We start from the raw sequence: 12,561 nt of genomic DNA on the forward strand, positions 1-12,561 counted from the left end.
TCTTTTAAGCTTTGCTTTTGTCTTTTAAATAGAAGGGGTGCTTTTCCCCTTTGCGAAGCAACAAGAACGGTTTAACTGTATGGGTTGGAATCTATTATATTAATAGGTGGGATTTCAGGCATAAACACGTATAAAGTCAATGATACCAGTCTCTTCAAGCGTTTTTTCATGAAATAAAATGCACTCTAAAAGTGACCATGACACCCCTATTTGCACTCTAAAAGTGACCATGACATTTAGCCTGACATTTCAACAACTAACAAAGTACCCACCTTTTCACCGTCTGTTCTCATGCCTTTTCTTGTCTAAGTGAATGTAAGGTACTTTTTTACACACTGAAGAAAGAAGGGGAAAGCATATGACAACGAAATTAGAACCGAACATGTTCAGGGTTATAGATTCAGATGCAGTAATCGTAAATGAGTTTGACGGAAATACCATGTATTTGAGAAATAAGAAGCAAGATGAGTTTTTCAAGAAGAATGAGAAAGCAAAGCAAGAATTCGAGGTATTTAACAAGGATGCTGGAAAGTTCATATGGTCATATCCTGAAAAAATCCAATACCTGATTAAGTCGGATGAATTTACAAAGGCTGATTTGACTATGGTTTTCTACCTTGCAACCTATGTAAATGGAATGGGTTACCTTTCGCATGACAACAATAATATCAAGCTGGTGAAATCCGATATTCATAAGGTGTTAGGCGTAGGAAGAAACTTATTTAACAAGTTCTATGCAAAACTGGTGCAACATGAAATATTGATGCTTTCAGGTAAAAACTTCATGTGGAATAATTCATATAACTTTTATGGTGCTACTGCTGGAAAAGCAAAACCTACTTTATTGGTGCGTACCTATGTAGAACAAATTAGATTTCTGTATGAAGCCGTAAATGAAGATGGAAAAAGAAAGTATTCAGCAACATTACTTTATCTAGTCTTTGCCCTTGTTCCTTATTTGCACCGTGCTACCAACATTATTTGTAAGAATCCCGATGCAAAAAAAATTGAAGAAATCGAATACTTCACATTGAAGGAAATTGCCGAACTATTGGATTTAACAAGTAGTAAGAAAATGAGTACCGCAATTGCTTCAATCCTGTTGGATGGTCAAACAACCTTTAGGAAAGTTGAAAGCAAGAATGAAAAGTATTTACAAATGAATCCTCGTATTTTTTGGCGTGGTGTAGCTGCACCTGATACACGATTAGTAGCCGAATTTAACATGTTAAACAACAACCGCATGAAACGTAAATGTTTAATTTAAATAATTTCATAGAAACTTAAAACCTTTTTCAAATTAATATCAATACTATATTTTTGATACCTTTTTTCTCTGTTTTTAAATAGAAACTTAATTATCTCTCCTTTTTCACTGTCTATAGCATGATGTATCTTTCGATGACAATTAGGACATAAACATACTATATTTTCAGCAAAATCAAGTGTGTATTCAAAGTATTCCTGGACGGACATAGGAATTAAATGATGTGCTTCCATATAAGGATTTCCATCAGCGTTATTTATAAACGTTATGTGATTAGGGTTTACATCACATTTCCAATTACTTCGTCTTTTGGCATATAAACTTTCTTTTCTACTTCTTGGATAAGTTGAAATATCACCAATTATAATTTTTTCTTTTCTTTTTCGTGCACCAACAATGGTATTATTGATTTCATAATTTTCTTCAATCCGACTATTTGCCAAATCTTCATTTAATTGAGAATCGACTCTTTCCTCCTTTTCAGTATTTAAATGCGTAACGCAAGAGACATAACAATTAAATGTCGCACTTGGAAAATGACCTTCCTCATGATTATATTTATTAAAGTTATCACTTCGTATAACTTTTTCTATTTTCTTTAATGTTGTAAAAGTCAAGAGACCATCAATTTCCTGTTCAAAGAACTCTTGATAAAACATAACTAATCTTATCAAGTAATTTGCATAAGAACGACCTTTTCCACTTTCGTTATTTTTAGCTTTACCAGATTGTTGAGTTAAATTATTGGCATACTCTTGGAAATAGGCATGGTCATTGTTGTGTGTCTCTTTTACTTTTACAAACATGGAATCTCTAGCACGTATTTTTCTAAACTTAAATGACATTTATCTTCACCTTTCTTACCGAAAACTCAAAAAACTACCTTACTTATCCATTCTCTTCAGCATTTCCAGCCGTAATTGTCCCACATAATCACTTTCTTCAGGCGTATAAACAGGAAGCTTTGCGTATCCACTGTAAATTTCCAATAGTTCCCTATTTTCCATATCTTCAGGACGTACCCTTTCAGGATTATCAGCCCTATATCTTTCCCCTTTGTTTGTTCTTAATGATTCCATCACTGGATTCACCCCCTTCTTAAACCCTTCATAATCCCTTGTACGACGTTTTATCCTTCACCCTAACCAAATATTCACATATTGTATTAGAAAGCCACTTGTGACTGCATGTGAAGTCCTGCGTTGTATCATTCCTCATCATCCCTGTAATAACCACCATTGAAATAACCCTTGGCTTGTTCTATCAGGTCTGAAATCAATTTATCCACTAAAATCAATTGAATATTTCTATCCGTTTTAAGCTGTTTCTGTAATTCTATTGCAAAATCCCCTTTCAATCTCTTTCTTCCAACCAATTATAGAAAGGTACACGCTTCACATCATTGGCTGGTGTAAAGGATTCAATAACACTTTCTTTTTCAGCATCATTCTTTTCATCAGATTCAGCAAACATTTCAAAAATCCCATTCTGTTCAACTTTTAAATCATGGTTCTTTGCCATGTTATCAAGTGCTGTAAATACATAAGCTTTTCTTTTATTGGGTGGCACTCTGTCATATCGTTTAGTATCAATAGTTTCATTTACAAATCTTTCTACAAGAACTTTCCAGGCTTTCTTATTCCATCTTCCAGCTGAAAACTTTGCATAAAATTCATTACATAAATTAGTGAGAACAAATTCAGGATTTTCATTTTCAATTGTTTTAGGTTCTTCAGGTTTTAGGTTTTGAACTTCAGGAATGTCACTACTCAATATTACTGATTCCTTGTTAACAGTTGTAATAGATTTAGAATGTTTATTTGTTTTATGTTTATTTGTTAGTTCTTTATTTGTAGATGCACTTTTTGTACTGTTTAATTTGTACTGTACATTTTGTACATTAGAAATATCTTCAGGTAAATCAAAGGTATTTAGCGTTTCAATAGTTGATAGATTCACATCTTGACCGCTTTCTTTTACTGCCTTAATTACCGCTTGTAGTAATGCAGAAAAGCTTTCCTGTGTATATGCTTCATCAGAAACACGGTAAAAGTGCATCCTTCCTTTTTTACCTGTCATAAAGAAACTAACATCAATGGCGTACCCTTTTTCAACAAGTATTTGCCATGCACTTTCTACCCTTCTTCTAGTAAAGGTTTTGTGAAGCTGGGTTTTGTAAATTGTCCAGTCATCGGGAAGGCTAATAATGTATGTAAGTAATCCGATTGCCCCCAAGTCTTGTAAATCTTTCTGAATAGGCGTGTTATATACCTGTGTGAATCCTGCTGTTTTTTTGTCTACACCGATAGAATTTAGATTAATATTCATTGTCATTTCTCCTTTTCAGGACGAGAAAAAAGCACTATTTCCCTAATTGTTGCTAGGAAAACAGTGCTTTACGATAATTAACCCTTGAATTTATTTTAGATGTGCGTTAAGATATTATCATCTAATTAGAATTAAAAAGGGCTTTTCGGTAAAGTGTTTTCCCTTGTACGAGAAGGGTTAAACGGTTGTAAGATGTTGAAGCATCTTATAACACGCTGGAAGGTCTTTTTTTGTGTCCGATTTACTAAGTTAGTCATAATTTTAGCACTAACTTCATAGCAAGTACACATTTATTATGAAACTCTGAAAAGTAATCAAGTAAGCTTAATAGTTTAGTACCATTCCCCATTAGCCCCGTAATGCCACCATTCACCATCAGCATAATAAACCTTCAAACATTGTTCTTCTTCATCCCATGAAACCCGTGTGACGTTATCCAGTGACCGTTTAACCTGTTCCGTTGTATCCATTGTTTGTAAATGGTTTTTATGTACGCTGCGAAATAATTCTATCAATACATCAGGTAAAGATTTCAGCTGGTTATTCATCATCCTTCATCCCCCTTAATTGACTATTAATATTCAATCCCTATTCAAGATTCAACTTGTATGAGTTGGGTGCTTTTCCCGTTCCATCCCCCACCGTTATTAATCCAGCTTCTTTCATTTCCTTCATTTGCTTCTGCACTGTTAAACGTGCCATACCAGCAACATCAGCAACCTTGTCTAATGGCAATGATACGGGTGCAACTTCAGCCCCCATTTCCTTCAGGACGTATAGAAGAAGTTTTTGATGCTTGTTTATATTCAGTTTGTAAATCAGCAAATTATCACCTTTTCCGTTGTCGCTGGTGTAGGTTATTTCCTGTCCATTCCCTACAATCTATTGATAGATGTAAACCAGCAACTCGTATGATATTTATTATACTAGTGAGTATATAACTAACACCGCTAAATAGCAAGAAGAAATTTAATTATGGGCAACAATCCATCTACTCATGCTGAGAAAGCTATATACACCAACAAATGAAGACATTTCAGGCATAAAAAAAGAAACCCCTGAAGGCTTCTTGTCAATTAGCCCGATAGTATATCTTTTTTCAAGAATAACCCGTCTATTATTTTTCGTATTATCAATCCTTTTCAATAAGTTGTAGCACCCAACAACATGAAGGGAAGCACCAGCCACTTTTCTTTAATTCTTTCTGCACTGTTAAACGAGTCATTCTAGCAACGTTAGCTAGCTTATAAAATGCTACTGGTGGAGTTTGTTTTTTGTCCAATCCCTGCAATCATTCCATGGGATTATATGAAATGAAGACGTTCTCTAAACGATAATATAATGTGCTATATACGATAGGTTTACATAAAATTTGAATAAAGAAGTAATCCAATTTTTTAAATCTGGAAAACCTCCTTTTTTTTGGAAATTGGTAATAAAAATTCCGGTGGAACGGAATATTTGTTATACTATGTGATATTACTATATTTTAATGAGGTGTACATATGGAGAAGTTAAAGTTTATAGATTTATTTGCTGGTATTGGTGGTATTAGATTAAGTTTTGAAGATGCTAATACTGAATGTGTTTTTAGTAGTGAGTGGGATAAATTTTCTCAAAAAACTTATGAAGCTAATTTTGGAGAAGTACCATTTGGGGATATTACAGAAATAGATGCCAAAGATATTCCAAAACATGATATTTTATTGGCGGGTTTTCCCTGTCAGCCTTTCAGTCAAATAGGTAAACGGGAAGGCTTTAAAAATGCTGTGCAAGGAACATTGTTTTTTGATATAGTTCGTATTTTAGAATATCATCAGCCAGCATCATTTCTATTAGAAAACGTGGCTGGCATTCTTAGTGATGATGGAGGAAAGACGATTCAGACCATTATGGGTGCACTTGATGAATTAGGTTATGATGTTAGCTATGAAATTTTAAATTCTGCTGATTTTGGTTTGCCACAGAATCGTAGACGTGTTATTTTTGTGGGTTTTCTGAAAGACTTAAAGGTCGATTTTCAATTTCCAGTAGGGAATATGAAGAAAGTCCCAATTTCTGATATACTAGAGTTTGGAATGGAGGGATATGGTATTTCAGAACATCTACAAAAGGCGTATTTATTTAAAAAGGATGATGGCAAGCCACAAATTGTAGATAGTGAAAGTACCATTCAGGCCAATACCTTAGTAGCTACCTATCATAAGATTCAACGTATAACAGGTACTTTTGTTAAAGATGGGTCTACTGGTTTAAGGTTATTATCAAGAAATGAATGTTTGAAATTGCAAGGCTTTCCTTTAGATTTTTCTATGCCTGTTTCAAGAACACAAATGTACAGACAGTTGGGTAATACTGTGTCCATTCCTGTTATAAAAGCAGTTGCTGATGAAATGAAAAAAACATTGAAGGAGAAGATGAAAAATTGCGAAGAAAAACAACTGGAGTTTCAAATTTAGAAATAACTAAAGACTTAATTGATACTTTACCGATTACTGAAGATTTAACACCATCTCAATTTGTAAGTACGTATTGGAATTTATACGAACAACGTTATGAAAGAAGTAATTCCATGAACGGTATTATATTTGAGAATTTAGTAACTATTGCTTTAGGTAGGGCTGGTATTAGGAATATCTATGTTCAGACTGAATTAACGTACGTTCCTTCAGCAATTTTTGATGTGTTTTTATATCACTCTGAAGGTTCATATGCTTTATCAATAAAAACAACGTTAAGAGAACGCTGGAAACAGGCTGATTTAGAAGCTTTAGCTATTAAACAAGTCCATAAGGATGTTAAATGCTATGTAGTTACATTATCAGAAAGTGAAGTAATAACAAGACGCAGAAATGATAAAACTTATGCAGGTTTAGATGGTTTTGTTCTGGCTAATAATAGTGAGTTTGATGACTTAGTTGCCGAATTAGCTACAAAGGAATTTGAAGTAGCAGGAAGCGAACCTATTATTATAACAAACGAAAAAAGATATGATTCTGAAAGGTTTCTATCTGATTTTAATTTGAACTTTCAAACTAATAAACTTGAAATCTGAAGCATAAAATCACATTAAAAAATCCCCTACCAGTTCATTTAAATGAACCAGTAAGGGTTTTTTTAATTATTAATATTCAAGTTATTCAAATGGTACTGGCATTTCATTCATCATAGAACTGAATTTATTACCCATTGTAGAAGCTTCAGGGATTCCAAATTGGTGATATTGGTTTATCATTTCACGTTCAGTATTAAATACATCTTCACAACCTGAAATAAAACCGTTGAATTTTTGCTGGTATTCTAATTTCAATAGATTCAAGTTAGAAGAAAGCTGGTTCATTTCCGCTGATTTTGCTGATAAATAAGAATCCTGAAGTGCATCCATTTTAGAAAGCAGCGTTGCAATTTCTTCTTTTCTATATTGCTGTATTGTATCTAGTTCAGCACCTAAATCACGTGTAGCATCTTCCAACGGCTTCAGTTTATTCTTACTAGCATTTAGTTTCCCTTTGCTTTCTAATCCCAGGCTGTGCTTTTTGAATAGTTCTGTATACGTTGTGTAAGCTTCTTCATAAATATTAGAAGCTGTGCTGTATTCGATTTCTTTTTCTGAAATGGTACGATTGAAACCAGCAACAATTGCCTTCATTTCAGCACGTAAATCATTCATTTCTGCAATTGCTTTGTTAGGCTTTGTTGCAACGGGTGCTGGTGTAGGTGCATTGGTCTTTGTTTCAACCGTTGCACCTTTACCAAATAGTTTTTTAATAAACTTTATCATTTGTTAGCCTGACCAAGCACACAAGGATTAATATATCCGCTGTTATAAGCATCTGAAATGGTTTCCCTATTCACTTCTAATCCTTCAGTTCTCATATAGCTGTTATTCAATAACGACTGTACCGCACTATCACTAAAATCATATGAGTAATCGTTTTTATCTCCAATATCAACCCGTAAATGGTCAACCATTGTAATGTATTTTTTCGTTTTATCTATTTCAAGTTTTGCCGTGTGCATTGCGTTCAAAAATTCAACCTTTGCCATGTACATTAATTTGTGCTGTTCGGCTGAAGTCACTGAATGGATTTCAGTTAATGCTGGAAATGATTCTTTCATTTCACCATAAACCCCATATAGTTCTTCATTCAATAAACCAGCAATATCAGAAACCTTCTTTTCGGCAATGTGAAGAATCTCTTTTTTATCATCCACTATTTTCTTTTCTGATTGGAAAGCATCAAGTGAAACGATTCCTAAAACATAAGACTTATAAATCTCTTTTAAATGCTGTTCGCCTTCAGTAATGGAAAGCTTTAATTCTTCAACTTCAGTATTTGCATTATCTAAAGCAGTTGCATATTGTTCCCGTGTATCTTCAACTTTTTGAAAGTGTTTCTCCATTTGTTCAATTCCTGATAGTTTCCCCATTAGTTTTTTCCCCCGTCTAATTTAGCTGTTAAATCTAAAACAGTTTGGCTTAATAATTGAATCGCCTGTGACATTTCCGCTGGTGATAGTTCTGTAAATTCTTCAGGTGCAACTGTGACTGGTTCAGCCGTTGCCGTGCCGTTCTCTATTGCTATTTGCTTCTGTACATCAGCCAATTTTAACTCCTGTTGTGCCTGTCTTTCCTGTGCTTGCAATCTGACACCTTCTAAAATATTCTGTATTGCATTCATCTGTATCATCCTTTCAAGCGTGATAGTAGTGAAGCTTTGCGTTCTTCAATAGAAATAAATGGTGCTTTTTTAACATCGTTGTTGATGCCTAAAGCCTGCATTCTTTCCAGCTTGTCATTTTCTACTACATAGGCAAATGTATTAGTGAAAAGTTCAATTTCCTTAATGGAAGGGTTATCCTTTTCAGCAATCTGCATAATCTTCTTTTTGATTTTGGAATATGCTTCCTTTTCATCTGTCGGCACTACTGCATCAATGACTTCATTTACATAAGCTTTAAAGATTTCATTTTCTTCACCCATCCAGCCGTAAAAAGTTGCTGAAGAAATAGTATTATCTTTGCACCATGTACCAACTGTGAAGCCTTCCAGCATCCTGTTTTTAGCAAATGACTTTGCAAGTGTCACCTGTCTTTCTGTTAGCTGTGAAGGCACTTTAATAGCGTTCACAAGCTTTTCAGCGTTTAAATTTCCCATCTATTCCATCCCCCTAATAATTATAAAACTCGTAAAATCATTTGGCTTTCTGTTCCCCGTAATACTAGGAATTTATCCAGCTTCTTCTGCACCATAACCCTATGTAAATCTGTATCTAAAAGGCGTGTAATTAAGGCGATACAATAATTAATATCGGGATTATATTTTCTAAATTCCTTTGCTACTTCATCCAAGTTCACAATAACAACCCTTTTATGCTTCAGTGCAAAATCATAATAAGTCTTTGCGTGGACTTGATTCTTTACTGTGCTGTAAATCAGCTGATACTTGAAAGGCTTTTCTCTGATACATGCGATTGCTTCCAGCAATTTGATTTCCATATCTTCAGTAAAGTTGCCTTTTTGCAGTTCGCTTTTTATATATTTTAAATGCTGTTTTGCCTGATTGATTCCAGCTATTTTTGCTGGTGCTGTATCTTCCATTATGGCAACCCCCTTTGTTTATGCTTTGTTTATCCTTTGTTTCTGAACTTCTGACTTTCAAAGATTGCTGATAATAATAAAACTTCTTTGCTACCTATCCCGTTTGAAAGAAAAGCATTCATCATTTTAATTTCCATTTCAGCGGATACTGGCACGTTTCCAGCTTCCATCTTTGCAATTAAAGTTTGATGCACACCAACAATAGAAGCTAAATCTGATTGCGATAGATAAGATAATTGTCTGCAATGTTTTAATAGTTTTGGTTTCATTTTTCCACTCCTTTATTATTGAAATATGAATACTAGGCAAATAGAAAAAAGGCTGTATCTCTACAACCCTTTAACACTGTATCTATTCGATTCAGACATCTATTTTCAAAACCCATCTACCAAATGGGCTTTATTCAAGTAACACGGCAGTTACATTCTTATGTACTTGAAACACCCATGATGTAAGACAACTTTCTTAAATTCACAGGATAAATAAAGGTTTACCTGCATATCGTGCCGAATAAATCATTGAATCAAGTTGTCCTGTTGTTGGGTGGGTGGTTATCAATATAGGAGTAGGTGGGTTGTTGATAGTCGGGTGGCTTTCTTCAAAGTAAGGGGTTGTTATGTTGGTGGTTGGATGGTTGAAGGTGTGATAAAATTATCAAAATGCTATTGGAAGGGGGTTATGGAGTGACTGAAAACTATTTGACACTTAAACAATTAATTGAAGTGGTAGACATACCTGAAAATAGCTGTAAAAGATACATGCAAGAACATGAAGAATTTCTAAATTATAAAAAAGTACATAATAGATACATGATTCATGTTTCTGCTGTTGAAACACTGAAGATAATTAGAAGGCTTTATGGTGAAGGTCTGAAGAAAGAAGCCGTGGACGAACATTTAAGGGGTGCTGGTGTACCTGTCACTCTTACAGTGGATTCTGAAGATGGCACGAACTTAATTTCAGTAAATGAAGAAGTTGCCGAATTAAAAAAGATGATGAATTTGCAAATGCAATTTAATCAGCAATTAGTCCAGCAAATGGAAGTAGACAAGAAGGAAATTCAAGCATCTTTTACTCAGGAAATTATGGAATTAAAGACTATTGTTAATCGTCAAGAAGCTGAAAAGATTACTGAATTACGATTAAGTATAGAAGAATCAAAAAAGGCTGTTCAGATTGCCACTGATAAAGCTGAAGCCGTGACCGAATTAATGGAAGCTGAAAAGAAGAAGGGTTTCTTTAGTAAGTTGTTTGGAAGATGAAAGGTGAAGCCGTGAAAATGAAAGCAGCGAAAATAATATAAAATTTATTTGAATGAGTTTTTCCGTTATGTGCTGTTGGATTCAGTGAAATGCTGGAAGGTGAAAATGATATAAGTATATATAAAATACAGTACATCGGGCATGACCACCCCCAACCCCACCATACCCCGTGCCGTATTATTTCCACGTTTTATTATTGATTATTAATATTCAACGGATTCACAAGGCTTTCACTTCAGATTCTTTTAAACTTTCCTTTCTTCGTTGCTTCAGACTTTCCATCTAATCGTATAAGCGTTGCTGTATCTTTCTTAATGCAATTGCTTCACTCATATCTATAAGCCGTGTACGTGGTGCTGGTGTGCCTGTGCTGTGTGCTATTTGATGGTGCTGTGCATGGGCATGGGTGGGGCTTTGTTTATGATGCTGTATAAATAACTCTTATTGATTGCTGTTCTATCAGTGTAGGCATGGCGTGGCGTACCCGTGGGGCTTTGAGTAGTACCCATTGTATATAACGCCCCATAAAATAGCCCCCGTAATTTGGAAGCACCCCCCTTTTTTAAATGCACACGCCCCGTACAAAAAGGTACAACATACTGGACGGTAAATAATGCACCCGAATAGCGTACAAGTAGAACTAATAATTGACCTTATTGAACGTCTAAAAAGTAATTGACCTTTATGTACACTTGGTGTATATTTAGACTATCGAGAAGAAGAAGGAGAACAAGAAAATGATAAACAAAAAAGTAATTAAAGAAATGTACTTATTTTTTGACTTCCTGTATGAAACGCCTGAACAAATCAGTGAGGAAACATTATCTGACTGGTCACACAAAGAAACACCTGAGAAAGTATATTGCGTTATAGATGAATCCGACAAAGATGAAAAAGAACTGGATACGCAGTGGGCTTGGGTTTACAAAACTTCAGAAGAAGCAGAAGAAGAATTAAGGGATTGGAACAAATTTTAATTTCATTCTGTTTTTACACACACATATAAACATATGTTTAGAGAAAAGGTGATTTAAATTATGGGAATCAATTTTGCGTATCTAAGAGTTTCTACGAATGAACAACACTTGGATAGACAACAAGATGCAATAAAGCCATATGTAACGGATACCAAATACATATATAGCGATAAAGCCAGCGGTAAAGATATGGATAGGGAAGGCTTTCAGAACATGCTGAAGGCAATGAGAAAAGGCGATACGCTTTATTTAAAATCAATTGACCGTCTAGGACGTAACAAAGAACAGATAAAGAACTATCTTCAACACTTCAAAGAAGAAGGTATTCGGGTAAAGATTATAGACATGCCCACTACTATGCAAGACGTTCCTGAAGGACAAGAATGGGTGCTAGACATGATTAACAACATAATGATAGAGGTTTACACATCCATAGCTGAACAAGAACGGGAAACAATCCTACAACGACAAGCTGAAGGCATTGCATCAGCTAAAGCTAAAGGTAAACATCTTGGTCGCCCTGTTGTTCCCCTGCCTAAAGAATGGGATGGACTTTATAAGGATTGGAAAGCAAAAAAGATTACGGCTGTTGCTTTCATGGAAGAAGTGGGAATGAAGAAGGCAACATTCTATAACAAGGTGAAGGAATATGAATCCAAAATAAATGCACGGTAAAGGGATGGGCTGAAGCCTGTTCCTTTTTTCTTCGCTGTTCAGGATGCACACGCTTCATTCTCACGTGCTTCAGATATTTTCCCCAACATTTACAACACGAATTGCTACAACACCAGCAAAGTCGGGCAATAACCTTTACAAGTGACAAGCAAAAATACTTGACGCGTCATTTCCAAACACGTCCACACGGTTCGATACATGGTAATTTTAAACCGTTCCCCTACTTGATTTAACGATATTATAGACACAATTCTGTCGCATCTACGATTCGCACCTGTTCAATAAATAAAGTCGCTGCTTTTACTGAATCTTAAAAATCCCCTACGGTTATTCACTGTAATAAAGATTAAGTTCAAAAGATTCTTCTCGTAAACTCGAAGCTTTCTTTAAAACACAAAACATCTTTTAAAAGAATGCTGAACAATTGCCCGTACTTCTTCTTTTCAGAATC

18 protein-coding genes are annotated in these 12,561 nt (G+C 34.9%); 6 read left to right on the forward strand and 12 right to left on the reverse strand.

Going from position 1 to position 12,561, the window contains the following annotated elements; all coding sequences use genetic code 11:
* The first annotated feature begins 358 nt into the window (after positions 1-358).
* Positions 359-1,267, forward strand: a complete 909-nt coding sequence (locus AC3RV6_RS18750; RefSeq protein WP_489749324.1) for a hypothetical protein — start codon at positions 359-361, stop codon at positions 1,265-1,267.
* Here AC3RV6_RS18750 and AC3RV6_RS18755 read toward each other — a convergent pair.
* The 6 genes from AC3RV6_RS18755 to AC3RV6_RS18780 all read right to left on the reverse strand — a co-directional run bounded on the left by AC3RV6_RS18755 (position 1,264) and on the right by AC3RV6_RS18780 (position 4,420).
* On the reverse strand, positions 1,264-2,112 hold the full coding sequence (locus tag AC3RV6_RS18755) for an HNH endonuclease (protein ID WP_489749325.1): 849 nt from the start codon (positions 2,110-2,112) through the stop codon (positions 1,264-1,266). The two genes, AC3RV6_RS18750 and AC3RV6_RS18755, sit on opposite strands and share 4 nt — an antisense overlap.
* 39 nt (positions 2,113-2,151) lie before the next feature.
* The gene (locus AC3RV6_RS18760) at positions 2,152-2,349 is read right to left on the reverse strand and encodes a hypothetical protein (RefSeq protein ID WP_489749326.1); all 198 of its coding nucleotides are present in this window, start codon (positions 2,347-2,349) and stop codon (positions 2,152-2,154) included.
* A 125-nt stretch (positions 2,350-2,474) separates the two neighbouring features.
* Positions 2,475-2,624, reverse strand: a complete 150-nt coding sequence (locus tag AC3RV6_RS18765; protein WP_489749327.1) for a hypothetical protein — start codon at positions 2,622-2,624, stop codon at positions 2,475-2,477.
* Complete coding sequence (locus tag AC3RV6_RS18770) at positions 2,621-3,595, reverse strand: hypothetical protein (protein ID WP_489749328.1); 975 nt, start codon at positions 3,593-3,595, stop codon at positions 2,621-2,623. The genes AC3RV6_RS18765 and AC3RV6_RS18770 overlap by 4 nt, the downstream gene beginning before the upstream one ends.
* Positions 3,596-3,927: 332 nt before the next feature.
* Positions 3,928-4,146 (reverse strand): hypothetical protein, encoded by a 219-nt coding sequence (locus tag AC3RV6_RS18775; RefSeq protein ID WP_489749329.1) that lies wholly within the window; start codon positions 4,144-4,146, stop codon positions 3,928-3,930.
* Positions 4,147-4,183: 37 nt separating this feature from the next.
* Positions 4,184-4,420, reverse strand: coding sequence for a hypothetical protein (locus AC3RV6_RS18780; protein WP_489749330.1), 237 nt, complete (start codon positions 4,418-4,420; stop codon positions 4,184-4,186).
* Between the two features lie 680 nt (positions 4,421-5,100).
* Here AC3RV6_RS18780 and dcm point away from each other — a divergent pair.
* Together dcm and AC3RV6_RS18790 are read left to right on the forward strand one after the other, a co-directional pair.
* A complete protein-coding gene (gene dcm / locus AC3RV6_RS18785) occupies positions 5,101-6,054 on the forward strand; it encodes a DNA (cytosine-5-)-methyltransferase (protein WP_489749331.1) in 954 nt (317 codons plus the stop codon).
* A complete protein-coding gene (locus tag AC3RV6_RS18790) occupies positions 6,021-6,650 on the forward strand; it encodes a hypothetical protein (protein ID WP_489749332.1) in 630 nt (209 codons plus the stop codon). The genes dcm and AC3RV6_RS18790 overlap by 34 nt, the downstream gene beginning before the upstream one ends.
* A gap of 81 nt (positions 6,651-6,731) precedes the next feature.
* Here AC3RV6_RS18790 and AC3RV6_RS18795 read toward each other — a convergent pair whose 3' ends face one another.
* Genes AC3RV6_RS18795 through AC3RV6_RS18820 form a run of 6 tightly spaced genes read right to left on the reverse strand, consistent with a single transcriptional unit; the run spans position 6,732 to position 9,465 of the window.
* Entirely contained in the window at positions 6,732-7,376 is a 645-nt protein-coding gene (locus AC3RV6_RS18795; RefSeq protein WP_489749315.1) for a hypothetical protein, read from the reverse strand.
* Entirely contained in the window at positions 7,373-8,026 is a 654-nt protein-coding gene (locus AC3RV6_RS18800; protein ID WP_489749316.1) for a hypothetical protein, read from the reverse strand. Before AC3RV6_RS18800 ends, AC3RV6_RS18795 begins: the two co-directional genes overlap by 4 nt.
* Complete coding sequence (locus AC3RV6_RS18805) at positions 8,026-8,277, reverse strand: hypothetical protein (RefSeq protein WP_489749317.1); 252 nt, start codon at positions 8,275-8,277, stop codon at positions 8,026-8,028. Before AC3RV6_RS18805 ends, AC3RV6_RS18800 begins: the two co-directional genes overlap by 1 nt.
* 5 nt (positions 8,278-8,282) lie before the next feature.
* Positions 8,283-8,753, reverse strand: a complete 471-nt coding sequence (locus tag AC3RV6_RS18810) for a phBC6A51 family helix-turn-helix protein (RefSeq protein ID WP_489749318.1) — start codon at positions 8,751-8,753, stop codon at positions 8,283-8,285.
* Between the two features lie 20 nt (positions 8,754-8,773).
* Positions 8,774-9,196 (reverse strand): hypothetical protein, encoded by a 423-nt coding sequence (locus AC3RV6_RS18815; protein WP_489749319.1) that lies wholly within the window; start codon positions 9,194-9,196, stop codon positions 8,774-8,776.
* A 29-nt stretch (positions 9,197-9,225) separates the two neighbouring features.
* The gene (locus AC3RV6_RS18820; RefSeq protein WP_489749320.1) at positions 9,226-9,465 is read right to left on the reverse strand and encodes a helix-turn-helix domain-containing protein; all 240 of its coding nucleotides are present in this window, start codon (positions 9,463-9,465) and stop codon (positions 9,226-9,228) included.
* A gap of 414 nt (positions 9,466-9,879) precedes the next feature.
* Between AC3RV6_RS18820 and AC3RV6_RS18825 the strand changes: the two genes are divergently transcribed.
* The 3 genes from AC3RV6_RS18825 (at position 9,880) to AC3RV6_RS18835 (ending at position 12,110) form a co-directional block, all read left to right on the forward strand.
* Positions 9,880-10,458, forward strand: a complete 579-nt coding sequence (locus AC3RV6_RS18825) for a hypothetical protein (RefSeq protein ID WP_489749321.1) — start codon at positions 9,880-9,882, stop codon at positions 10,456-10,458.
* A 737-nt stretch (positions 10,459-11,195) separates the two neighbouring features.
* Entirely contained in the window at positions 11,196-11,435 is a 240-nt protein-coding gene (locus AC3RV6_RS18830) for a hypothetical protein (protein ID WP_489749322.1), read from the forward strand.
* A 60-nt stretch (positions 11,436-11,495) separates the two neighbouring features.
* A complete protein-coding gene (locus AC3RV6_RS18835; RefSeq protein WP_489749323.1) occupies positions 11,496-12,110 on the forward strand; it encodes a recombinase family protein in 615 nt (204 codons plus the stop codon).
* Positions 12,111-12,561: the final 451 nt, after the last annotated feature.

Source organism: Sporosarcina sp. So3-204 (assembly GCF_058068165.1).

Coding starts and splice junctions, on each gene's coding strand:
- AC3RV6_RS18805 (WP_489749317.1), bottom strand. CDS start 8,277: ATGAATGCAATACAGAATATTTTAGAAGGTGTCAGATTGCAAGCACAG.
- AC3RV6_RS18800 (WP_489749316.1), bottom strand. CDS start 8,026: ATGGGGAAACTATCAGGAATTGAACAAATGGAGAAACACTTTCAAAAA.
- AC3RV6_RS18830 (WP_489749322.1), top strand. CDS start 11,196: ATGATAAACAAAAAAGTAATTAAAGAAATGTACTTATTTTTTGACTTC.
- AC3RV6_RS18770 (WP_489749328.1), bottom strand. CDS start 3,595: ATGAATATTAATCTAAATTCTATCGGTGTAGACAAAAAAACAGCAGGA.
- AC3RV6_RS18835 (WP_489749323.1), top strand. CDS start 11,496: ATGGGAATCAATTTTGCGTATCTAAGAGTTTCTACGAATGAACAACAC.
- AC3RV6_RS18775 (WP_489749329.1), bottom strand. CDS start 4,146: ATGATGAATAACCAGCTGAAATCTTTACCTGATGTATTGATAGAATTA.
- AC3RV6_RS18810 (WP_489749318.1), bottom strand. CDS start 8,753: ATGGGAAATTTAAACGCTGAAAAGCTTGTGAACGCTATTAAAGTGCCT.
- AC3RV6_RS18795 (WP_489749315.1), bottom strand. CDS start 7,376: ATGATAAAGTTTATTAAAAAACTATTTGGTAAAGGTGCAACGGTTGAA.
- AC3RV6_RS18750 (WP_489749324.1), top strand. CDS start 359: ATGACAACGAAATTAGAACCGAACATGTTCAGGGTTATAGATTCAGAT.
- AC3RV6_RS18755 (WP_489749325.1), bottom strand. CDS start 2,112: ATGTCATTTAAGTTTAGAAAAATACGTGCTAGAGATTCCATGTTTGTA.
- AC3RV6_RS18820 (WP_489749320.1), bottom strand. CDS start 9,465: ATGAAACCAAAACTATTAAAACATTGCAGACAATTATCTTATCTATCG.
- AC3RV6_RS18815 (WP_489749319.1), bottom strand. CDS start 9,196: ATGGAAGATACAGCACCAGCAAAAATAGCTGGAATCAATCAGGCAAAA.
- dcm (WP_489749331.1), top strand. CDS start 5,101: ATGGAGAAGTTAAAGTTTATAGATTTATTTGCTGGTATTGGTGGTATT.